Source organism: Pseudomonas sp. NPDC098747, from assembly GCF_044760045.1.
Taxonomy (GTDB): domain Bacteria; phylum Pseudomonadota; class Gammaproteobacteria; order Pseudomonadales; family Pseudomonadaceae; genus Aquipseudomonas.
Genome location: NZ_JBIWAL010000004.1, coordinates 206,597 through 229,857 on the forward strand (window position 1 = coordinate 206,597; position 23,261 = coordinate 229,857).

Annotated in this window: 17 protein-coding genes and 1 pseudogene; 8 read left to right on the forward strand and 10 right to left on the reverse strand. The window is 57.3% G+C overall.

The window, feature by feature from the left end:
• Positions 1-57 precede the first annotated feature (57 nt).
• The 4 genes from ACIQVE_RS04230 to ACIQVE_RS04245 form a co-directional block, all read right to left on the reverse strand.
• A complete protein-coding gene (locus tag ACIQVE_RS04230) occupies positions 58-1,245 on the reverse strand; it encodes a pyridoxal phosphate-dependent aminotransferase (RefSeq protein WP_402804861.1) in 1,188 nt (395 codons plus the stop codon).
• A gap of 41 nt (positions 1,246-1,286) precedes the next feature.
• Positions 1,287-2,912: a methyl-accepting chemotaxis protein gene (locus ACIQVE_RS04235; RefSeq protein ID WP_402804863.1), complete on the reverse strand. Its 1,626-nt coding sequence runs from the start codon at positions 2,910-2,912 to the stop codon at positions 1,287-1,289.
• Positions 2,913-3,309: 397 nt separating this feature from the next.
• On the reverse strand, positions 3,310-4,452 hold the full coding sequence (locus tag ACIQVE_RS04240; protein ID WP_402804865.1) for a glycerate kinase: 1,143 nt from the start codon (positions 4,450-4,452) through the stop codon (positions 3,310-3,312).
• Between the two features lie 248 nt (positions 4,453-4,700).
• Positions 4,701-5,819, reverse strand: a complete 1,119-nt coding sequence (locus tag ACIQVE_RS04245) for a sugar diacid recognition domain-containing protein (protein ID WP_402804867.1) — start codon at positions 5,817-5,819, stop codon at positions 4,701-4,703.
• A 171-nt stretch (positions 5,820-5,990) separates the two neighbouring features.
• Here ACIQVE_RS04245 and ACIQVE_RS04250 point away from each other — a divergent pair, with 171 nt between their 5' ends.
• A complete protein-coding gene (locus tag ACIQVE_RS04250; RefSeq protein ID WP_402804868.1) occupies positions 5,991-7,301 on the forward strand; it encodes an MFS transporter in 1,311 nt (436 codons plus the stop codon).
• Positions 7,302-7,505: 204 nt separating this feature from the next.
• Here ACIQVE_RS04250 and ACIQVE_RS04255 read toward each other — a convergent pair whose 3' ends face one another.
• On the reverse strand, positions 7,506-9,461 hold the full coding sequence (locus tag ACIQVE_RS04255; RefSeq protein ID WP_402804870.1) for a hypothetical protein: 1,956 nt from the start codon (positions 9,459-9,461) through the stop codon (positions 7,506-7,508).
• 209 nt (positions 9,462-9,670) lie between these two features.
• Here ACIQVE_RS04255 and ACIQVE_RS04260 point away from each other — a divergent pair, with 209 nt between their 5' ends.
• The 3 genes from ACIQVE_RS04260 to rarD all read left to right on the forward strand — a co-directional run bounded on the left by ACIQVE_RS04260 (position 9,671) and on the right by rarD (position 14,007).
• Positions 9,671-10,684: an aldo/keto reductase gene (locus ACIQVE_RS04260; protein WP_402804872.1), complete on the forward strand. Its 1,014-nt coding sequence runs from the start codon at positions 9,671-9,673 to the stop codon at positions 10,682-10,684.
• Positions 10,685-10,898: 214 nt separating this feature from the next.
• Positions 10,899-13,022 (forward strand): acyltransferase family protein, encoded by a 2,124-nt coding sequence (locus ACIQVE_RS04265; protein WP_402804874.1) that lies wholly within the window; start codon positions 10,899-10,901, stop codon positions 13,020-13,022.
• 103 nt (positions 13,023-13,125) lie between these two features.
• Positions 13,126-14,007 carry an EamA family transporter RarD gene (gene rarD, locus ACIQVE_RS04270; RefSeq protein WP_402804876.1) on the forward strand — a complete coding sequence of 294 codons (882 nt, stop codon included), beginning with the start codon at positions 13,126-13,128 and terminating at the stop codon, positions 14,005-14,007.
• Positions 14,008-14,184: 177 nt separating this feature from the next.
• Here rarD and hppD read toward each other — a convergent pair whose 3' ends face one another.
• Positions 14,185-15,261 carry a 4-hydroxyphenylpyruvate dioxygenase gene (gene hppD, locus ACIQVE_RS04275; RefSeq protein ID WP_402804877.1) on the reverse strand — a complete coding sequence of 359 codons (1,077 nt, stop codon included), beginning with the start codon at positions 15,259-15,261 and terminating at the stop codon, positions 14,185-14,187.
• A gap of 243 nt (positions 15,262-15,504) precedes the next feature.
• Entirely contained in the window at positions 15,505-16,452 is a 948-nt protein-coding gene (locus tag ACIQVE_RS04280; protein WP_402804879.1) for a DMT family transporter, read from the reverse strand.
• 77 nt (positions 16,453-16,529) lie between these two features.
• On the opposite strand from ACIQVE_RS04280, the gene ACIQVE_RS04285 reads away from it, so the two are divergent.
• The 3 genes from ACIQVE_RS04285 (at position 16,530) to ACIQVE_RS04295 (ending at position 19,653) form a co-directional block, all read left to right on the forward strand.
• Positions 16,530-17,402 carry a LysR family transcriptional regulator gene (locus ACIQVE_RS04285; RefSeq protein ID WP_402804881.1) on the forward strand — a complete coding sequence of 291 codons (873 nt, stop codon included), beginning with the start codon at positions 16,530-16,532 and terminating at the stop codon, positions 17,400-17,402.
• 115 nt (positions 17,403-17,517) lie between these two features.
• The gene (locus ACIQVE_RS04290; protein ID WP_402804883.1) at positions 17,518-19,053 is read left to right on the forward strand and encodes an EAL domain-containing protein; all 1,536 of its coding nucleotides are present in this window, start codon (positions 17,518-17,520) and stop codon (positions 19,051-19,053) included.
• Positions 19,054-19,287: 234 nt separating this feature from the next.
• Positions 19,288-19,653 carry a histone-like nucleoid-structuring protein, MvaT/MvaU family gene (locus tag ACIQVE_RS04295; RefSeq protein WP_402804885.1) on the forward strand — a complete coding sequence of 122 codons (366 nt, stop codon included), beginning with the start codon at positions 19,288-19,290 and terminating at the stop codon, positions 19,651-19,653.
• Positions 19,654-19,869: 216 nt separating this feature from the next.
• Here ACIQVE_RS04295 and ACIQVE_RS04300 read toward each other — a convergent pair whose 3' ends face one another.
• Entirely contained in the window at positions 19,870-20,388 is a 519-nt protein-coding gene (locus ACIQVE_RS04300; protein WP_402804887.1) for a DUF4946 domain-containing protein, read from the reverse strand.
• 138 nt (positions 20,389-20,526) lie between these two features.
• Between ACIQVE_RS04300 and gloA the strand changes: the two genes are divergently transcribed.
• Positions 20,527-21,048 (forward strand): lactoylglutathione lyase, encoded by a 522-nt coding sequence (gene gloA, locus ACIQVE_RS04305; protein WP_402804889.1) that lies wholly within the window; start codon positions 20,527-20,529, stop codon positions 21,046-21,048.
• Positions 21,049-21,383: 335 nt separating this feature from the next.
• On the opposite strand, the gene ahpF is transcribed toward gloA, so the two are convergent.
• Positions 21,384-22,946 (reverse strand): alkyl hydroperoxide reductase subunit F, encoded by a 1,563-nt coding sequence (ahpF, locus tag ACIQVE_RS04310; protein ID WP_402804891.1) that lies wholly within the window; start codon positions 22,944-22,946, stop codon positions 21,384-21,386.
• A 130-nt stretch (positions 22,947-23,076) separates the two neighbouring features.
• Positions 23,077-23,261 (reverse strand): annotated as a pseudogene (locus ACIQVE_RS04315) (peroxiredoxin); the annotation flags it as partial.

The following is a 23,261-nucleotide window of genomic DNA, read 5'->3' on the forward strand; positions in this document are numbered from 1 at the left end:
AATCCTTGTGGGAGCGAGCTTGCTCGCGAAGGGGCCAAGACAGGTGCCGCAAAACTGTCAGGCACTGCGCGCCTGTAACAACTGCGCCGCACACAGTGAAATTCGCGCACAGGCATCCGCCAGCTGCACCCGATCCACCACCAGCCCGATGCGAATATGCCCCGCTGCACTGGGCCCGAACGCCTCACCGGCCAGCACCGAGACGCCATACCCTTCCAGCAATTGCTCGGCAAACGCCTGCGCGCCGAGCCCGGTCTGACGCACATCGACCATCACGAACATGCCGCCATCAGGGCGGACCGGATGCAACCCCGGGCAACCGTGCAAGCGCTCGCAGACCAGATCGCGGCGCAGGCGATACTCATCACGCATCTGCGTGACTTCCGGCAGGTCCGTTTCCAGCGCGACTTCGGCGGCTTTCTGGACGAAATCCGGCAGGCCAAAGAGCATGCTCAAAGACAGATTGACCAGGTGCCCGGCCAACGATTTCGGGCCGATCATCCAGCCGATGCGCCAACCGGTCATGGCATGGGATTTCGACAGACTGTTGATGGTTGCCGTGCGCTCGGCCATGCCCGGCAAGCTCGCCGGACTGATGTGCTGGCCTTCGTAGAGAAGTTCGCTATAGACCTCGTCGCTGATCAGCCACAAGTCATGACGCACGCACAGCGCGGCCAATTCCTGCCAGATCAGCAACGACAGGCTCGCACCGGATGGATTGTTCGGACTGTTGAGCAACATGGCGCGGGTCTTCGGCGTGATGCGCGCAGCGACATCGGCGGGATCGACGCGAAAGCCGTTTTCCGGGCGAACAGGCACCGGCACCACCGTCGCCCCACAAGCGCCGAAAACCGCTTCATAGGTGACGTACATCGGTTCGGCGACGATCACCTCGTCACCCGGATCAAGCAGGCATTGCGCCACTGAATACACAGCGCATTGCGCCCCGGGCATCACGATCACATGGTCGGCATCGACCTCCTGGCCACTGCTTCGCCGATGGCGTTCGGCAATCAACTTGCGCAACGCCAAGCGGCCACGGATTTCGGAATAATGGGTGTCGCCCGCCAGCAGACTGTCGATCGCGCCGTGGATGATCGGCAGCGGCGTATCGAAATCCGGATCGCCCACACTCAGCAGCAAAATATCGACACCCTCGGCGCGCAACGCCAACGCTCGGTCGTGTATCTGCCAGGCCGCTGCGCCCTCGCCGGCGATTCGTTGGGTCAAGGCTGAATAGCGCATGTACGTCTCCTGATTGCGCAGTGTCCAGCCTTCACCCTATCTCAAATCACAAAACGCGCCACCATGGCGTTCAAATCCACCGCCAGGCGCGACAGTTCGTGGGTCGCGGCGCTGGTCTGGTTGGCGCCAGCGGCCGATTGAGTGGCCAGGTCGCGGATGTTGACCAGGTTGCGGTCGACTTCGCGTGATACCTGCGCCTGTTCTTCCGAAGCGCTGGCGATGACCAGATTGCGTTCGTTTATCTGGTGGATCGACTGGGTGATCTGCTCCAGCGCAACGCCAGCAGCGCGGGCCATTTCCAGGGTGGATTGGGTGCGCTGGTTGCTTTGTTGCATCGACGAAACCGCTTCGCCAGTGCCGTTCTGGATGCCGGCGACCATTTTTTCAATCTCTTGCGTCGACTGCGCGGTGCGATGGGCCAGTGCCCGCACTTCGTCCGCGACCACGGCAAAACCGCGTCCGGCTTCACCGGCCCGCGCTGCTTCAATGGCGGCGTTCAGTGCGAGCAGATTGGTCTGTTCGGCGATGGCGCGGATCACGTCGAGCACTTTGCCAATGTCGCGCCCCTGCGCGGCGAGGCCTTCGATCATTTGCGAGGTGTTTTGCACGTCGTGGGTCATGGTCTGGATCGCGTCGACGGTTTTCACCACTTGATCGCGACCTTCGCGAGCGGCGTGAGTCGACTGGTTCGACGCTTCGGAGGTCGACACGGCGTTGCGCGCGACTTCCTCAACAGCGGCGGTCATCTCGTTGACGGCGGTGGCCGCTTGTTCGATTTCATTGTTCTGCTGCTGCAGGCCACGCGAGGCTTCTTCGGTCACGGCGCTGAGCTCTTCGGCAGCGGCGCCCAGTTGCGTGGCGGACCCGGCGATCTGTTCGATGGTTTTGCGCAGGTTGGTTTGCATCGCGGCGAGGGCTTCGAGCAGGCGCGCCGGTTCGTCCTTGCCATCAACTTCGATGAGTTTGCTCAAGTTGCCGCCCGCGATGGTTCGTGCAGCTTCAACGGCGCGGTTCAGTGGGGTGACGATGCTGCGCGTCAGCAGCAACGCCAGCAACACCGTGGCCAGCGCGGCAATCACCGCGACGATGACGATGCCGGTGACGGCGCTGTCGTAGTGTTCGCCCGCCTTAATGGCCGCGGCTTTCGCATCAGCGGCGTTGATCGCGATCAGCTTGTTGAGCTGCTCGCCCATCTGGTCGGTGCCGTCCTTGATGCGCGTGTTAATCAGCGTACGCATCTCGTCGAGTTTGTCCTGACGCGACAGCTCCATCATCTGGTTCTGCGCTTGCAGGTAGTTGTCCAGCGTCGTGACGAATGTCTGGTAGAGCGCGCGTTCTTCCGGGCCTGCCGGCAGCGCCGCATAGCTGGCCTGAGCATTGCGCACTTTGTCCACCAACACATTGATGCGGGTCTGCGCCTCTTGCAAACCAGTGGGTTCGCGATTGACCAGCACGCGGAACGACAGAATGCGTAGGCGCAGCACGTTTTCCGTGACCACGCTGAGTTGCGTCACGCTGGGCAATTGCGTTGAGTCCATGTCGACTGACGCCTGGCGAATGAGCGACATGCGATCGACGGCGAACACGCCGAGCACGATCACCAGCAAGGCGATGAAGGCAAAACCGAGGAAGGCACGGGGCGCGATATTCAGGTTACGCAAGGACATAGTTGGACTCTCGGAAGATAGAAACTACGAGCATCCATGCCGTGATCATCGGCCCGCGGGGGCGGACTTCAGTGCGGCGCCACTGTTTTGAGATTTGTTGTGTGCGCCTATTGGCTATATCGGCCAGGCTTGAGGAAGGATGTGGGCAAAGATGAAATATTTTTCAGGGTGTTACAGCAATGAAGCACCCTGGAAGGTCATTTTTAGAATGAACACTCCCTGTGGTTAGGGTAATGCTGATCACTTAGGATGACGCTGTAACTGTGGCGAGGGGATTTATCCCCGTTGGGCTGCGAAGCTGCCCCTGCAATCTTTCAAGTCAACCACAGGTTCAGGTTCTGCGACTGCTGCGCAGCCGATCGGGGATAAATCCCCTCGCCACAGGGGGGCATCCACCTCAGATTGTCTGCCCGGCTAGTTGCCAGACGCGGGCGATGTCGGTAGCACGCTCGCGCAGCAGTCGCGGTGCTTCGGCGCAGGCTTGTTCGAGTGTCATCGGGCCGCTGGTCACGGCAAAAGCGGCATCAATGCCGTGGTCATAGAGTTCCTGGTAACCCTCACCCAGTGTCCCGGCAATGACAATCACCGGCACCGCGTGCTGTTTGGCAATCCGCGCCACACCGAAGGGTGTTTTGCCGCGCAGCGTCTGTGCATCGAAGCGCCCTTCGCCGGTAATCACTAGATCCGCTCCCTTGACGGCTTCGGCCAGCCCTACCAGTTCGGCAACCACCTCGACCCCGGCCTGAAACTGCGCGCCAAGAAATGCCTTGGCGGCAAAACCCAATCCCCCCGCCGCGCCACTGCCCGGCTCATCACGCACGTCTTTGCCCAACGCCACGGCGCACACTTGCGCGAAGTGACCGAGGGCCTGATCCAGTTGCTGCACCTGCACTGGCGATGCCCCTTTCTGCGGTCCGAAAATCGCCGAGGCACCGTGCGGGCCGCACAACGGATTGTTCACGTCCGCCGCGATATCAAACCGCACCTGCGCCAAGCGTGGATCAAGTTCAGTCAAGTCCAGACGCGCCAATTGCGCCAACGCCAATCCGCCCGGCACCAGCGTTTGGCCTTGTGCATCGAGCAATTTCACGCCCAGCGCCTGCATCGCCCCGGCGCCGCCATCGTTTGTGGCGCTGCCGCCAATTGCCAGAATCACCCGTTGCGCACCGGCATCCAGTGCGGCGCGAATCAGTTCACCGGTGCCGAACGTGCTGCTGATGCACGCATCGCGCTGGCCCGGCGGCACCAGTTGCAAACCGCTGGCCTCGGCCATTTCGATAATTGCCGTGTGGTTGTGCGGCAACCAGCCCCACGCCGCGTCAACCGCCGCGCCCAACGGGCCACGCACACGGGTGCGGCGCAACTCGCCTTCGCACGCAGCGAGAATCGACTCGACAGTGCCTTCACCGCCGTCAGCCATCGGGCATTTGACCAGCGTGGCGTGCGGCCAGACTTGTGCCAGGCCCAGCGCAATGGCCTCGGCAACGCCTTGGGCACTCAGGCTGTCCTTGAACGAATCGGGGGCGATGACGATCTTCATGTGAATTCTCCAGTTCCAATGCCCCTCATGCTGCCAGTCGGTATGCGCATTGACGCCTGTCTGCTGCACAAGGGACGCAGGCGTTTATTGTTCATTTCTACAAAAGCCTAGGGATTGATGCTGAATGTCCCGACCCCATCGCTGGCAAGCCAGCTCCCACAGGGAGCTTTGGTGACCCCACATTTTGTGACCACCCCAAAAAACGGTGGGAGCTGGCTTGCCAGCGATGGCGTCATTGAAAACGACCATTAACTCGGATCAATCTGCGGTAACAACTGCACACCCAGATACAGCGCCAACATCCCCTCCAGCCTAAGCGGATCAACCCCGCTGATCTCGGCAATCCGCTCCATCCGATATCTCAAGCTGTTACGATGAATGCCCAACGCATCGGCACACGCCTGACTCTGGCCATCGTGATCACACCAACTGCGCAGCGTCGCCAGCAATTGGCCGTTGCCGTCCTTGGCGATCACCTTGCGCAGCGGTTTGAGCAGTTCATCGAGGGCATCGTCGTTGCGGTGGCGCCAGAGCATGACCGGCAGACGGTAGCGATTGAGGGTTAACAAGCGGGAATGGGGCAACACCTCGCGGCCATAGGCAAGCAGATCGCCGACCCGCCGATAACAGCGGCGCAACCCGGCCAACCCATCCGCCTGTCCGCCCACGGCAATGCGCAGAATTTTCCAGCCCAGGCCGTCGAGTTTCTCCAGCAAGCGCTCATGCTCGACGTTCTGACTGGCCGGCCGACACCACAACAGCGACGACTTGGCCGAACTCACGCACCAACTGTCGGGATAACGCGAGGTCAGCCAGGCACTCAGCGCTTCGACGGTCTGCCCCGGCGCGTGCTCAAGACCCAACTCGAACAGATACGGCACGCGCGTCAATTGCGGTTTGAGCCCAAGTTGCTGCGCCTCGTCGACCAGACGCGGTGAATCCCCCGCTTCGCTCAGCAGCAATGCCAGCAGATCATCGCAACGCTGGCGCCGCCATTGCTGCTCGGCCTGCTGATTGCGTTGGCCAACCAGCATTTCGGCGGTCATGCGTACCAGTTCGGCGTAAGTGCGCAGTTGCTCTGGCTCGCCGGTAATACCCAGCACACCGATCAAGCGTTGATCGAGCCACAACGGCAGGTTGATTCCCGGCTGTACGCCTTTCAGATGCATGGCGGTCGGCGCGTCGATCTCCACCACGCGACCGTTGGCCAGGACCAGTTGCGCACCTTCGTGGCGAGTATTTATGCGCTCTGGCTCACCACTGCCGAGGATCAAGCCCTGACTGTCCATGACGTTGACGTTGTACGGCAAAATGGCCATGGCCCGGTCGACGATGTCCTGAGCGAGGTCGTGATCGAGTTCGAACATGATGGGTGGAATCCTTTTAAACAGGCGCGGACAGTTGGTCACCCGCACAGGGTCTGGTGGCAAACCCTGTGCTCAGGCACAAAGACAATCCGGCCAAAGGTGGCCGAGACTCTCAGGGCGATCAACGTTACCCTTTGCATCGCAAAAAATCATAATAAAGAGAGAGCCGCTATGTCGCAGAGCGCCGCAGCTACCCAGACCATCGACGACGATAAAAACGCCGTTTATAAACGCATTACCCTTCGTTTAATCCCCTTCATCTTCATCTGCTACCTGTTCAACTACCTCGACCGGGTCAACGTTGGATTTGCCAAACTGCAGATGCTCGACGCGCTGAAATTCAGCGAAACCGTGTACGGCCTCGGTGCCGGGATTTTCTTCATTGGCTACGTGCTGTGCGGCGTGCCGAGCAATCTGGCCTTGACCAAATTCGGTCCACGGCGCTGGATTGCGGTGATGATGATCACCTGGGGCACGCTGTCGACCTGCCTGTTGTTCGTCACCACACCGACCGAGTTCTACACCCTGCGCCTGTTTACCGGTGCCGCCGAAGCCGGGTTCTTCCCGGGCGTCGTGCTGTATCTCTCGCAGTGGTTCCCGACCTTCCGCCGTGGCCGGATCATGGCGCTGTTCATGTCGGCAATCCCGGTGTCCGGTTTGCTCGGCAGCCCGTTCTCGGGCTGGATTCTCAATCACTTCGCTGCGGGCCAGGGCGGTTTGGCCGGCTGGCAGTGGATGTTTTTGCTGCAAGGCATTCCGACCGTGGTGCTGGGCCTGCTGGCCTACTTCCTGCTGAGCGACAGTTTTGCCAACGCCAAATGGCTGACCGCGCATGAGCGTGCAGTACTGGAAGCGGATCAAGCCGAGGACCTGGCGAACAAACCGAAAACCACCACCGATTCGCTGTTGGCAGTATTCAAAAACCCGGCGATCTGGGCGTTCGGCCTGATCTACTTCTGTATTCAGAGCGGCGTGTACGCGATCAATTTCTGGCTGCCGTCGATCATCAAGAACCTCGGTTTCAGCGATAACCTGGTGATTGGCTGGTTGAGCGCCATTCCGTACCTGCTGGCGGCGGTGTTCATGCTGGTGGTCGGGCGCTCCGCCGACCTGCGCAAAGAACGGCGCTGGCATCTGGTGGTGCCGATGCTGATGGGTGCGATCGGCCTGGTGATCGCGGTGAATTTCGCCGGCAACCCGGCCATCGCGATCCTCGGTCTGACCATCGCGACCATGGGTGCGTTGACTGGCCTGCCGATGTTCTGGCCAGTGCCGACGGCCATGTTGAGTGCGGGCGCTGCTGCCGGTGGATTGGCGCTGATCAACTCGATGGGGCAGATGGCCGGATTCCTCAGCCCCTACCTGGTCGGTTGGGTCAAGGACAGCACCGGCTCGACGGATGCGGCGTTGTATCTGCTGGCAGGTGTGATTGTTGGCGGGAGTCTGCTGGCGTTGCGCATGACGCGGACGTTGCGGGCCTGATTCAAGCAGTATCAAAAGATCGCAGGCTGCGGTAGCTTCTGCACGGGATTGATTTACCCCGGGCAGGAGCTTTCGCAGCTGCGATTTTTCGCTTAAGTCCCAATAGCGCAAACAGAATAAATAGGGGATTGCAGATACCGTTGATCGTAGTTAAAAACGCTTATAGGGCGGGACAACAATCGCCGCCGACTTGGGGAGACCAACTCAGATAGGAATTACACACCAAGCTGGAAGTTGAAGAGTTGCATGATTAGTGGAATTGAACGAATGGTTAGGATACACATATGACCCCCAACTTCCGTATGTCGCAGAACACCATACGTTATTGTCACGCGCAGGAGGAAAGTACACTCGAATGAAATCGTTTCGAATGCCTCGGTCGTGAATATGGCGCCCTCCAATAGATGTCCTCCATACATCGGCTTTACGAAAAGTTATCGGAGTATCGCTGATCTCCAACCGATAAACATTCGTGACCGCAACCAGGTAGGAGAGCGTCGTCCCTTCCTGATCGGTGACATAAATGCTCGCCACGCCTTGCTTCAGCCCTACGACCTTCCCGGCGGCAGTCACAGGCGCAGTCAGCGGATCGGAAGACGCAAAGTCATACGGCGGAACCCCACCAATGGGTGTTCTTATACCGGTATTGCCAACCGAGTCTTCCCCGGTTTTCGGCCATTGGGGAATCTTCACCGAGAACCCGTTCAGCTTCATCTGCGTGCGTTCGATACTGAAAGCCAGACGCTCAAGCAACCAACGTTCGGATACAAATTGGTTGCCGGTTTTTTCCTTGACTGTAAAACGACGCAGCCCTACTGCAATCGTGATCAAAGAGCTCTGCCACTTATAGTTCGAACCGGTTTGAACTTCCTCAACGAATGTTGTGCCCTCATAAATCTGCAACACGGTGCCCGCTAACGCAGTACCCGCCAACATGACTTTGTTGTCAGAGACCGTCCCGCCGTTTTCCATTTCTACGCCGAACGAGTTTTTCACCGAAATGATTACGGGTTTGACAACCACCCGCGCCCGCGCATTTTTTGATCGCGCAGTGACTACGCCTGATCGCACCTGTTCGTAAGTCACCCTGACTGTACTGTCGGCAATCACCTTTGCGTTAGGTATAAGTGGTCGATGCACAAACGGGATTCGCCCGACAGTAGTTTCAGAGACATGTTCGGCTACCACTCCAGTACTCGCTGTTGCGATGTACTTCACGCGGATGGTGTCGTGAAGTGCCCACAAAGGGGCAAATACATGCACTTGAATGGTCAGGTCCTTGCCGCCGAGTTTATTCAGGTCGATGGTATCCGGAGCATCAAAGGGATCATCCGCGTCTTCGGCAATGTCGGGAGGTCCCATCCGGCTGCTGCTGAGGTCTACATCCACTTGAATAGCCGCCGACCATGGCGAGTTCAGATCGGCGCCGTTACCAATCTGGTCGTTGACGGTGTAGGAAAAGGAAAACTGCGGATGATCACCGGCGCGTTCGAGTGTCTCTTTATCGAGCAGCAAGCCAATCCTGGTCGGCACGCTGGTGGGGATAGAGGGAGCTTCATCCGGATGAACTTCCCGGTAAACATCATGACCGTTGCAATTGAGTAGAATTTTGTCGTACGCCCGGCAATACGGGTATGAGAAATAAACCTGCACTCCCTGTGCCGCGTGATCGGCATCGATACCATCCTCGATTACATCCCGAGGCAAGATGAGTTCCAGTTCGGAATGCCCTTCATCGTCCTTGATCTGATCTTCAATGCCAGGACGTATCGCGTTGTAGAGGATCGTCAATGGTAATTGCGACGTTTCTTCGACACCGGTAGTGCGCTTGACCGTGTAGGTCAGCTCGTTGATATAACCCGGCTCGGATCTCAACTTGTTTTTGGGGATGTACAGCGTTATCGGATCATCCTTGGAATGAGTCTGCCCGCTGGCAACCCTCTGCTCGCCGTTTAAATTGAGTGACACCGTGTCCAGCGGCTCCTGGCCCAGATAGGGGTTGATAATCACCTTCGCCCCGTTGGGTCTCAGCTCATAAAATGCTATCGCGATACCACAGTCGGCACCGACCACGGACGTATTGCTGTCGGGGAGCAGCGGCGCATAAAGGTTAAGTCCGGTTTCATCCGCTGGCATTGGATCAAATGGTTCAGTTGACATGAAAACGCTCCTGATTTCACACACTGACGTTGACCTTTTTGGTCGATGTCATCGGGCTCGATCAGGCCTGACTCAACGCACATCTGCCTACTGTCAGATCTGACAGTAGCGACGAACGGTTATGTGCTGGCTTAGATAGTTATGCGGTTGCCGACATTGGTGATTCTGGTATTTGATTAGAGCTTTCCCACCGACAAAAGGATTTCGGCATGAGCTATCGCACACTGGGTCACTCGGGGTTGCAGGTCTCCACCCTCACCCTCGGCACGATGATGTTCGGCGAGCAGACCAGCACCGAGGAATCGCTGCGTATCATCGACAAGGCGTGGGATCAGGGCATCAATTTCATCGACACCGCCGACGTGTATACCAACGGCCGCTCCGAAGAGATCGTCGGTGAAGCGATTGCCGGTAATCGCCATGAATGGGTGCTGGCGACCAAGGTCGGTTTCGGCCCGGTGGACGGTGTGCCGAACCGCAGCGGTTTAAACCGCAAACACATCTTCAACGCGATTGATGCCAGCCTGACCCGGCTCGGCACCGATTACCTCGACATCTATTACCTGCACCGCGAAGACCACAACACGCCGCTCGAGGTCTCGGTAGCGGCGATTGGCGATCTGATTCGCCAGGGAAAGATTCGTTACTGGGGTTTGTCGAACTATCGCGGCTGGCGGATTGCCGAGGTGATTCGCATCGCCGATAAACTCGGCGTTGATCGGCCAGTGATCAGTCAACCGCTGTACAACATCGTCAATCGTCAGGCCGAGACGGAGCAAATTACCGCGGCGCAGACCTATGGCCTGGGCGTGGTGCCTTACAGTCCGCTGGCCCGTGGCGTGCTCAGCGGCAAGTACGCCCCGGATGTAACACCCGACGCTAACAGCCGCGCCGGGCGTCAGGACAAGCGCATTCTGGAAACCGAATGGCGGGTCGAGTCGTTGCGCATTGCCCAGCAAATTCATCAATACACCGAGGGGCGCGGGGTTGGCATGGTCGAGTTCGCGATTGCCTGGGTGCTGAACAACAGTGCGGTAACGTCGGCGATTGTCGGGCCGCGCACCGAAGCGCAGTGGGACGCGTATACCAAGGCGCAGGCAGTCAGAATCACGGCTGAAGATGAAGCGTTTATCGATTCGCTGGTGGTGCCTGGGCATGCATCGACACCAGGGTTCAACGATGTCAGTCATTTTGTGTCGGGCCGTAAACCCCATTCCGTTTGATGTTTTTCCGCCATCGTGGCGCTCTTACAACACGAAAGCGCCACGGTGGCGGACACTACACCAGTCATTTCAATACAAGACCTCAACTGAACCCAAGCGATTGAAAAAACCTCTGTAACATTTCTGATACCCTGCGCATTCGGCTTTTTTCCAATGAATTGAGCGCGATCAAAACAACAATCCAGATCGTTCGAGACTGTTTCAGGATAAGTAAATGCTCAATCGCCCTCTTGAGTTTGCATGGAAGCCTTTGCGCGCGATATGGCATAAAGCACTCGGCGCCAATGATAAAACCGCAGAAGACCCCTCACCCTCGGCGCAGGCCTCTGCTACCCCGCATCGCAAACCCGCTATTGAATACCGTGCCGATATTGACGGGCTGCGGGCGATTGCCGTTCTGCTGGTGTTGATTTTTCACGGCGGTTTAACGTTGTTTCCGTCGGGCTATATAGGCGTGGATATCTTCTTCGTGATCTCGGGGTATCTGACCACCGCGATCATCATGAAGTCGCTGGACAACGGGACGTTCAGCTTCTCGGGGTTCTACACGCGTCGTATCTGGCGACTGCAACCCGCGATCATTGCGTTGCTGATCGCCACACTGATCATCACAACGTTGCTTTACTTGCCCGATGACTATGTCGATTTTCTGAAAAGCGGCAAGTACACCTCGTTACTCCTCTCGAACCAGTATTTTTCCAACGCGACAACCGGGTATGCCACACCCGATGCGGCGACCTTGCCGCTGCTGCACACCTGGTCGCTTGCCATCGAGTGGCAGTGGTATCTGGTCCTGCCGTTGGGCATTTGGCTGCTCAACCGCTATGTGGCGAAAAAAGCTTTCAAGGCGACTGTTCTCGGTTTAACCGTGGCGGCAATGGCGCTGGCCTTGTACTGGTCTCACACACTGCCGGATAAAAACTACTACCTCTTTACCGCTCGAATTTTCGAACTGATGATCGGCTCCTGTGCCGTGATTTTCAGCACGGAAAAATTCAGGCTTAATCGCTTGAGTGCTTCGCTGGTCTGTGCGCTTGCGCTGGCGACGATTTTGTACTGCGCGACGCGCGAAGATATCCTCGCGGGGTTTCCGGGCTACCACGCCATAGCGGTTTGTCTCGCGACCGCAGCATTGCTTTTTCAGGGCATTGGCGATGCCAGCGTTACTTCCAGAATCCTGTCATTCAAACCGCTGGTATTTATCGGCACCCTCTCCTATTCCTTGTACTTGTGGCACTGGCCGATTCTGGCGTTCGTGACCTATATCGGCATCACGCTTACGCCGATGGTGACGGTCATCTACTTCGCCGCCACGTTTGTGATTGCCTGGCTCTCGTTCGTGCTCATCGAAAACAAATTTCGCAAGCCAAGGGCTGGCTTTGCCAAAACCCTGATATTGCTGATGCTGGTGCCCGCCATCGGACTTTCGTTGTTGCACACTGCCGGCAAGAAGCACGATGGATGGCCCGAGCGTTTTGGCGAGGATTCGAGTCAGGTCTTCAGTGGTCTAAAAGACTATGTGCCAGCCCACCGGGAAAAATGCCTGGGTACCAGCGACGGAACCGACCTTGGCTGCATCATGGGTGCCGCACAGGCAGCCCCGCAGGTATTTCTACTGGGTGATTCGTTTTCGAACCATTACTGGGGATTTGTTGAAACACTGGCCAAAGACGCCAACCTGTCGGCACTTGCACAGGGTTACCCGGCCTGCCTGGCACTGCCCAAGGTCTACCTTTACGACGCGAAAAAATACAAGGGTGGGCTGTATCAAAAGTGCCACACCGCCGCTCGGCAATATTACGACCTGATCAGCAGAAGCCATTTTCAGTACGTGATCGTTGGCCAATTCTGGGAGGCCTACCTGAACGCTGACATCGTCACGAAACCGGATGACCCTCGCAGCCTCGAACTTTCTCAACAACGCCTGGGCGTAGCGATCCGCGAAGCCTTGGATATCATCGTCAAGTCAGGCGCCACGCCCATCTTCCTGATGAACACGCTGCCAATGCCGGCGGGTATCAACGAATGCCTGTTAAAACGAGTCAAGTTGCGGGGCTGGATGGGAAGCACCGAGCAAAGCAGTCTGTGCGCCACCTCGCCATGGTCGGGTGGCGAAGACCCAGTATTGGCGAAACTGTTCAGCGAACTGCAGGATGAGTACCCGAGTTTGATTGTTATTGATCCGAAAGGTGTTCAATGCCAAGACGGCACTTGTGCGACGGTCATCGACGGTTTTCCGGTCTATCGTGACATTGGCCACGTGACCGACTATGCCTCTTACAAGCTTGGCCAAATGTACCTCAAGCGCTTCAGTAACCCGTTGAAGGCTCCTCAGTGATCTCAGACTAGTCGCGTTGTAAATAATGAGCATCTGATCAATATTCAGCACAAAAACCACGTATCCTTCGCGCCCCGTTTGATCACCCACCCGCGAGGACAGTTTGTCTAAAGGTATCGCTTTATCGGTTTCAGCCTCGGTGCTGTTTGCCGTCATGTATTACTTCACTTCGCTGCTCACCCCGTTGAGCGGCGTGGAAATTTTCGGCTGGCGGATGCTCCTGACTGTGCCGTGCATGACTGTGTTCATGCTGGTCTCCGGCGAATGGCGGCGGGTGCTGGAGTTGATTCGCCTGATGGCGGGCAAGCCAAGACTGATTGGCGGGCTGATCGTCTCGGCAGCGTTGCTCGGCGTGCAGTTGTGGCTGTTCATGTGGGCGCCGCTCAACGGATATAGCCTCGACGTGTCGCTGGGCTACTTCTTGCTGCCGCTGTCCATGGTGTTGACCGGGCGGATTGCCTATGGCGAGAGCCTTTCGTACCTGCAAAAGGTCGCGGTGTTTTTCGCGAGTTTAGGCGTGTTAAACGAGTTGTATCAGGTCGGCGGGTTTTCCTGGGCGACGCTGGTGGTCGTCGTCGGCTATCCGCTGTACTTCGTGCTGCGCAAATACCTGAAAACCGACCACCTCGGCGGGCTGTGGGTCGACATGACGTTGATGCTGCCGGTCGCGTACTGGTTCGTGCAGAGTGGTGAGCAAGGCCTGGACGTGTTCAATCAGTATCCGGGCTTGATGTGGCTGATCCCGCTGCTCGGCCTGATCAGTGCTTCGGCGCTGGTGGTGTACATCATTGCCAGTCGGTTGTTGCCGTTCAGTCTGTTTGGGTTGTTGAGTTATGTTGAGCCGGTGTTACTGCTCGGTGTGGCGCTGATCCTGGGTGAAAGCATCAAGTCAGGTGAATGGCTGACCTACATTCCGATCTGGCTGGCGGTTGTGGTGCTGGTGTTTGAGGGGTTTAAACATCTTATGCGCCAGCGCAAACCTTAAGTCCGATACAAAACAAATGTGGGAGCGAGCTTGCTCGCGAAAGCGTCAGGTCAGTCGACATAGATGTTGAATGAAGGAGCGCATTCGCGAGCAAGCTCGCTCCCACAGGGTTTTGTGTGATGCAAAAAATCCCGGGCTGCAGCGATGCAGACCGGGATTTTTCATTTCAGCAGCAAGTTACTCAGTCGCAAGTACACCGCGGCGAACCTGGTCACGCTCGATCGATTCGAACAGTGCCTTGAAGTTGCCCTCGCCGAAACCATCATCGCCTTTACGCTGGATGAATTCGAAGAACACCGGGCCCATCAGGGTTTCCGAGAAGATCTGCAGCAACAGACGCTTGTCGCCATCCTCCGAAGAGCCATCGAGCAGAATGCCGCGCGATTGCAGTTGATCAACCGGCTCGCCATGGTTCGGCAGGCGGCCTTCGAGCATTTCGTAATAGGTTTCCGGCGGCGCGGTCATGAAGCGCATGCCGATTTTTTTCAGGTGATCCCAGGTCTTGATCAAATCGTCGGAGAGGAACGCGACGTGCTGGATGCCCTCGCCATTGAACTGCATCAGGAACTCTTCGATCTGCCCGGCGCCCTTGGACGACTCTTCGTTGAGCGGAATGCGGATCATGCCGTCCGGCGCGGTCATCGCTTTCGAGGTCAGGCCGGTGTATTCGCCCTTGATGTCGAAGTAGCGGATCTCGCGGAAGTTGAACAGCTTCTCGTAGAAGTTCGCCCAGTAAGCCATGCGACCGCGATACACGTTGTGCGTCAGGTGGTCGATGATCTTCAGGCCGGCGCCGACCGGATTGCGATCAACACCTTCGATAAACACGAAGTCGATGTCGTAGATCGAGCTGCCTTCGCCGAAACGGTCGATCAGGTACAGCGGCGCGCCGCCAATGCCTTTGATCGCCGGCAGGTTCAACTCCATGGGCCCGGTTTCGATGTGGATCGGCTGGGCACCGATTTCCAGCGCGCGTTTGTAGGCCTGCTGCGAATCCTTGACGCGGAACGCCATGCCACACACCGACGGGCCGTGCTCGGCCGCGAAGTAGGAAGCCACGCTGTTCGGTTCGTTGTTGAGGATCAGGTTGATCGCGCCCTGACGATACAGGTGCACGTTCTTGGAACGGTGGGTGGCGACTTTAGTGAAGCCCATGATCTCGAAGATCGGCTCCAGAGTGCCAGGGACCGGCGATGCGAGCTCGATGAACTCAAAGCCCATCAGGCCCATTGGGTTTTCGTATAAATCTGCCATGGTGACGCCTCATCATTTCTTATCAATTAACCAGGGTTATTTGTCAGTAATGAGGTGGGTGGGTGGCGCACAGGAGATGCCGCGCACGCTGCGGGCGAGGAAGTCACCGTAGATCAGTTGGAACCCGAATATCTTCATTGTCGACCCAAGGCTCTTGCGGGCGAGGCTTCTGCTGCCAGAAGACGATTATTATTGTATGCGTAACCCGATTCTACACAGCGTAAATAGGGTTGTCTGCCCTCTCTATAAAATCCGCTTTTCTGGCGCCGGTGCAAGGGGTTTGTTGCACAGGTAAATGCCCGCCAGGATCAGTACCCCACCAAGGCCCATGGCCAGCGTCAGTTGTTCGCCGAGCAACAAAGCGCCGAGAATCACTGCAGTCAATGGATTCAGGGCGATGAACACGCCGGAGCGGGTTGCACCGATTTTGCGGATGCCATCGTAATAACCGATATAGGCCAGTGCCGAGCCGAGGACGCCGAGGTAAATCAGGCTCAGCCATTGCGGAGTGCCGAGTCCAATCATCGCCGTCCAACTCAATTCGCCACGCACCGCAGCCAATGTCCAGAGCATCGCCGTACCGATCAGGATCGAGTACGTCACGGTCTGCACCGGGCCGAGCGTCTGGTTGAGGCGGCGGGAAAACAGCGAGTAAACGCCCCAACCGAGCACGCATCCCAGAATCAGCAAATCGCCGATCCACGCGTCCGGCGTGGCTGCCAGCAACTGTGGATCACGACTGACGATGACCAGCCCCGCGCCGGCAATGCAGACCGCGATGCCAGCGACTTTCAAGCGCCCGAGGCGCTCCTTGAACAGCAACCAGGAAGCGAGGCCGATCACTGCGGGATTCAACGCAACAATCAACGAGGCGCGCGAAGCGTTGATGTACTGCAGGCCATAAAAGAAGCACAGGTTGTAGAAGAAGATGCCGAAGAACCCCAGCACTGCCAGTTGCAGCCACTCCCGCTTCAACGGTCGCGCCAACGGAATCCGCGCCAGCCATAAAAAACCCAGTAACGCGGCACTGGCCAGCAGAAATCGCAGGCTGGCGGCGAACATCGGACTGAGGCTGCCGGCCAGAAAGCGCCCGGCGACAAATGTTCCGCCCCATATCATGGTGACTGCCGCCAGCGTCAGATAAACCGGCATCGCGGACGGGTTCGTGTGAGTTTGTTCAACGTTTTGCATGACACTCCAAACGGAAGAAAGAAAGGATGGCGTATCATTCCCCTCATTCCTGATCATCGTAAAATGAGTAAACATTCATGACCCTCACGCAATTGGAGATTTTCTCCCTGGTGGCCGAACTGCGCGGGTTCACCCTGGCGGCCCATCGTTTGGGGATTTCGCAGTCGGCGGTGTCTCACGCGATGAAGTCGCTGGAGCAGGAACTCGGCGTCGAATTGCTGCGCCGGCATCAGTCGCAAGTGGAACTCAGTGATATCGGCGAGCAACTGTTGCTGCGCGCCCGCGCTATGCTCGGTCTGGCCAATACGATGCGCCAGGAAGCCGCTGATGCCCGCGGCATGAAACGCGGCACGCTGCGCATCGGTTCATTCGGCCCGACCTCATCGATCAAGTTGTTGCCGAATATTCTGCGACACTATCGCCAAGTCCATCCGGGCATCGAAATACATGTCGATGAGGGACCGGATCGGCAAGTCATCCAGTGGCTGGAAGAGCGACGGATCGACATCGGTTTTGTGGTGCTACCCGAAGAACGTTTCGACACCTTCCCGTTGATCGAAGATCAAATGGTCGCCCTGCTCCCCGCCTCGCATCCTTTGGCAACGCGAACCGAACTGAGCCTGAAAGCGCTTTGTGCTGATCCGTTTATTTTGACCGAGGCCGGGTCTTCAGAGCTGGTGTCGCGGCTGTTCAACGCTGCACGCCTGCAACCGAACATTCGTTACCGTTGCTCGCAATTGCTCAGTACGCTCGAGACGGTCAGCCGGGGCGATGCGATCACGGTGATAGCCGAGGCCTCGCTGCCGGACTCGCCACATCCCGGTTACGTAAAAATACCGTTGTCGCCACCCGTTAAACGCCACGTCGGTCTCGCCGTCCTCGACCAGCGTCAGGCATCACCGGCAGCACTGGCCTTTATCGCATTGGCCGCACGCCTGAACCTGCAATGAGCGGCGCAAGTCTCATCTGCCATCTATCATGCCCACTGGCTGAAGTGTTTTTTAGCGGTGCGCCGGAGCCCGGCCTACATTCGGGAGCCTCACTTTTTCGCGACAGGATGCGCCCATGCCGTTGACCAACAGACCTCGCCACAAACGTAGCGTGCGCATCGCCATCACCCTGCTCAGCGCCCTGCTCCCGGTGTTGCTGGGCAGCGTGATTCTGTACATGCAGGCTGAACGTACCCTAGCGCAAAGTTCACAGAAGACTGCCGAAGATGCGTTGCGCCAGTTCGAGTTGATGCTCGACAGCACTGCTCAGGCGGCCCGGGATCTGCTGCCGCTGGCCGGGCAACCGTGTGAAAACGTCAAACTGGCCCTGCGCGAACAGGTAACCCGCCGCCCTTTTGTGCGCTCGACCAATCTGGTGTGGGACAATAATCTCTATTGCAGTTCGTTGTTCGGCGACTTCAAGGAAGCCGTCAACGCCGGCGATTATGTTCAGGGCAGGTTATGGTTGATGAACGGTAATCCGGTCACGCCGAACACTGCGCTGCTGGTGTATCGACTCAGCGAAGGTCACGGTGGTGCCCTGACGACACTGGATGGCTATCACCTAAGCAACATGCTGCGGCTGATCGGCCGGCACACGCTGCTGTTATTGCAGGTGGGTGATCACTGGCTGTCAGCCAATGGCCAGGTCCAGGAAGGCGATCTGCCCGCACTGCCGGTGGCGCAAACCATGCTGGACTCTTCGCGTTATGCGTTCAGCGTGTCGGCTGGTTTTCCAGAGGGTGAAACCTGGCGCTACATGGCCGACGAGTACCCACCGCTGTTTAGTCTGCTGATGTTTTTTGGTGTGGTTTCGGGCGCCATCGGCCATATCGTTCAGAAGCGCTCCACTTCACCTAGCCACGAAATGCTTCGTGCTCTTGAAGCCGGCGAGTTCATTCCGTACTTCCAGCCCGTGGTGCACGGCGACAGCAAGAAGTGGTCGGGCGCCGAAGTATTGATGCGCTGGAATCACCCCAAGGAAGGCCTGGTGCGCCCAGACCTGTTCATCCCGTTCGCCGAGCACTCCGGGCTGATCGTGCCAATGACCCGCGCCCTGATGCGGCAAACAGCGGCGCTGCTCGGGCCCCAGTCATCGACCTTTGCCGCACCGTTTCACATCGGTATCAACATCACCGCGAGTCATTGCCGGGATCTGTTACTGGTCCAAGATTGCCGAGAGTTTCTCACAGCCTTCGCGCCCGACAGCGTTAGCCTGGTGCTGGAGTTGACCGAGCGCGAGCTGATCGAGCCCACCGAGATCACGCGGCAGCTGTTCGAGCAACTGCATGGACTGGGCGTGATGATCGCCATCGACGACTTTGGCACCGGGCATTCAAGCCTCGGTTACTTGCGCAAATTCAATGTGGATTTCCTCAAGATCGACCAGAGTTTTGTGGCAATGATCGGCGTTGACGCGCTTTCGCGGCACATTCTGGACACCATCATCGAACTCTCGGCCAAGCTTGATCTGGGCATTGTTGCCGAAGGTGTCGAAACACAGGCACAAGCCGATTATCTGACCGCGCATAACGTTAACTTCCTGCAGGGCTATCTGTACGGCAAACCCATGCCGGCGGCAGACTTCATTAGTGCATTAAGTCACCATTAACTAAATGGACTTAATCGACACGCGCCGACAAGCCGCACCAAATTGATACAAAAGACCACTGCTGTTACATGAGGACAACATGAGGATTTACTCCTGACGCATTAACAACTACAATTTTTCTTGCCTGTGCAAAGATTGGCAGGCGAGCCACTTATCACCGAGTCGCTACAAGGCTCCAGTTTTAAGCTTTGTTTGCGGTTGGTATCAGCCAAATACACTATTGGAGTAAAGATATTGTCCAGACTCGCTGAATTTCGTGCAGCTGAAAAGGCCCTTCAGGAACAGCTCAAGCAGTTGGAATCGCTGAAGAACGATGCCGGGCTCAAGAAAGAAATCGAATTCGAAGAAAAGCTCCAGGGGCTGATGAAAAACTACGGCAAGGGCCTGAAAGACATCATCGCCATTCTCGATCCGAATCCGACCAAATCCGCGCTGCAAAGCTCTGCAGCACCAAAAACCCGGCGCGCTCGCGTGGTCAAGGTCTATCACAATCCGCACACCGGCGAACTGATCGAGACCAAGGGCGGCAACCACCGTGGCCTCAAAGCCTGGAAGGAAAAGTACGGTGCAGGCACCGTTGATTCCTGGTTGCGCGGTTAATCCCGCACCCACCAAAGCCCTGCTTGATGCAGGGCTTTTTTATTGACAATATTTAACAAATGAAATGAATTTCATCGAGCAAGTTGCGACTTTTGTGTAACGTTATTGAGCCAAAAACCTAAACATTCTGCCGCATCATGTTGCGATGCGCGGCCAACGTTAAACTTTGTGCTTAATCCATTTGGGCATCTAACCCGGCGCGAAGAATACAGACGCTTAAAGTTTCAGGCTGTTTCTCACTGCGACTATATCTTCTGCGCTTGTCTTATAAACCTCGGCCTGACCGGCGTAGGAAAGAACATAAGCCTTATCCGCCGCGACCGCCGCCACCAGCGTTTGCGATAAGACATGCCGACCGTTTTCGGTCACCGTGCAAGTCGTCTCCAGCGCGGACAAAGAACCGAGCGTCGCCGTATGCACCTTGTTGCAAACACTTTGATAACCACCCTGGAAAAAGTCCTTTTGAATCGACTTGCGCATTTCCAGCAACACGCCCTGTAAATTGACCTGATGACCCGCTTCAACCTGCGTCATGGTCAATTCCATCACCATCACCTGATTGCCATCGGCATCATTCTTCACCGCCCGCTGGCGAGAAACCTGCGGCGCCGTATCGGCCAGCGCCTCGACCTCCCAGCCTGCGGGCCAAGTGATGTTTGGCTCTTCGGCAAATGCAGTAGTGGTGGCCAGAAACAAGCCAAAGAAAACTAACGGGGTTTTAAACAGTCGGATCATTGCCGGACGCACTCGAAGATTGAACCGCAAAGTCTGAGCCCCGCCCGCGCGCACGGCAAGCCTGCCCTTTCATTTGGCGATGCCGGCAGGCATGCGTATCATTGCGCCCATCACTCGCCCATAGTTATTGGAGGGCCCATGAGCCTGCACGAACTGAACACTTTCCCCGGCGTCACTGCCACGCCAGACAGCGCAACCCGCAATTTCGTTTTCAACCACACCATGCTGCGCGTAAAGGACATCACCAAGTCGCTGGATTTCTACACCCGCGTTCTGGGTTTCTCGCTGGTTGAGAAGCGTGACTTCCCGGAAGCGGAATTCAGCCTGTATTTCCTGGCACTGGTCGACAAGGCGCAGATCCCGGCCGACGCAGCTGCTCGCACCGAGTGGATGAAGTCGATCCCGGGCATTCTGGAACTGACCCACAACCACGGCACCGAAAACGATGCCGACTTCGCCTATCACAATGGCAATACTGATCCGCGTGGTTTCGGCCACATCTGCATTTCAGTGCCGGATATCGTCGCGGCGTGTGAGCGCTTTGAAGAATTGGGCTGCGACTTCCAGAAGCGCCTCACCGATGGCCGCATGAAAAGCCTGGCGTTCATCAAGGATCCGGATGGTTACTGGGTCGAGATCATTCAGCCTGCGCCAATGTGAAAAGCGAAAAGCCCCTCACCCTAACCCTCTCCCAGAGGGAGAGGGAACTGACCGAGTTGTTTTTCATCGTTACGCCGACCTGAGATACCGAGTTGAACTCAGATTTTGAAGAGCATACAAATCGGCTCCCTCTCCCCACCCGAGAGAGAGCGAACTGACCGAGTTGTTTTTCATCGTTACGCCGACCTGAGATACCGAGTTGAACTCAGATTTTGAAGAGCATACAAATCGGCTCCCTCTCCCTCGGGAGAGGGCTGGGGTGAGGGGCTGCATTTCACGCACAATAAAAAACCCCATGATTACTCATGGGGTTTTTGTGTTTTCAGACTTGGCGTTTACGCCGGAGCCGAAGTCCGGATCAAGTGATCGAAAGCGCTCAGCGAAGCTTTGGCGCCCTCACCCACTGCAATCACGATCTGCTTGTACGGCACAGTGGTCACGTCACCGGCAGCAAAGATGCCAGGGATCGACGTCTCGCCACGGTTATCGACAATAATCTCGCCACGCGGTGACAGCTCGATGGTGCCCTTGAGCCAGTCGGTGTTGGGCAGCAGGCCGATCTGCACAAAGATCCCTTCCAGCTCGACAGTACGCAGTTCGTCAGTATTGCGATCCTTGTAGCGCAGGCCGTTGACCTTCTGCCCGTCGCCGGTGACTTCAGTGGTTTGCGCACTGGTGATCACGGTGACGTTCGACAGGCTGTGCAGCTTGCGCTGCAACACCGCGTCGGCTCGCAACTGTACATCGAACTCCAACAGCGTCACGTGGGCCACGATACCCGCCAGGTCGATGGCCGCTTCGACGCCAGAGTTACCGCCGCCGATCACCGCGACACGCTTGCCTTTGAATAACGGGCCATCGCAGTGCGGGCAATACGCGACGCCTTTGTTGCGATAGTCCTGCTCACCCGGCACGTTCATTTCACGCCACCGCGCACCGGTTGCCAGGATCACGCTCCTGGCTTTGAGGGTCGCGCCGCTGGCGAAACGAACTTCATGCAGCTCACCGTTTTTGCCCGGAATCAGCTTGTCGGCACGTTGCAGGTTCATGATGTCGACGTCGTACTGCTTGACGTGTTCTTCCAGCGCCGTGGCCAGTTTAGGGCCTTCGGTTTCCTGCACGGAAATGAAGTTCTCGATGGCCATGGTGTCCAGCACCTGACCGCCGAAACGCTCAGCCGCAACACCTGTGCGGATGCCTTTGCGCGCCGCATAAATTGCCGCCGAAGCACCGGCCGGGCCACCGCCGACCACCAGCACGTCAAAGGCTTCTTTGGCGCTGATTTTTTCGGCCTGACGCTCGATGGCGCCAGTGTCGAGTTTGGCGAGGATTTCTTCCAGACCCATGCGGCCCTGGCCGAAGTTTTCGCCATTCAAGTAGATACTCGGCACGGCCATGATCTTGCGATCGTTGACTTCGTCCTGGAACAACGCGCCGTCGATGGCGACATGGCGGATGTTCGGGTTAAGCACGGCCATCAGGTTAAGCGCCTGCACGACGTCCGGGCAGTTCTGGCAGGACAGCGAGAAGTAAGTCTCAAAACTGAACTCGCCTTTGAGCGAGCGGATCTGCTCGATCACCTCGACACTGGCTTTCGAAGGGTGGCCACCGACTTGCAGCAGGGCCAGCACCAGCGAGGTGAATTCGTGGCCCATCGGGATACCGGCGAAGCGCAGACTGATGTCGGCGCCCGGGCGGTTGATCGAGAACGATGGCTTGCGGGCATCATCACCGCTGTCGATCAGAGTAATTTGGCTCGAAAGACTGGCAACGTCTTTCAGCAGGTCGAGCATTTCACGGGATTTCGCACCGTCGTCGAGGGAAGCAACGATCTCGATCGGCTGGGTGACCCGTTCCAGGTACGATTTCAACTGGGCTTTAAGATTGGCGTCCAACATACGGGCGATTTCCTTGGGTTTGTTTCAGACATAAAAAAACGCCCGAGCGAATCTCGCCCGGGCGTTTTATTGGGCGGTGCAGCTTACTTAAGTAGGTGCGGAGTCCCGCCCTGAGTTGCGTGTCACTGACTTAGATCTTGCCGACCAGGTCCAGGGACGGAGCCAGAGTGGCCTCGCCTTCTTTCCACTTGGCTGGGCAAACTTCGCCTGGGTGAGCAGCAACGTACTGAGCAGCCTTGATCTTGCGCAGCAACTCGGAAGCGTCACGGCCAACGCCGCCATCGTTCAGTTCAACGATTTTGATCTGGCCTTCAG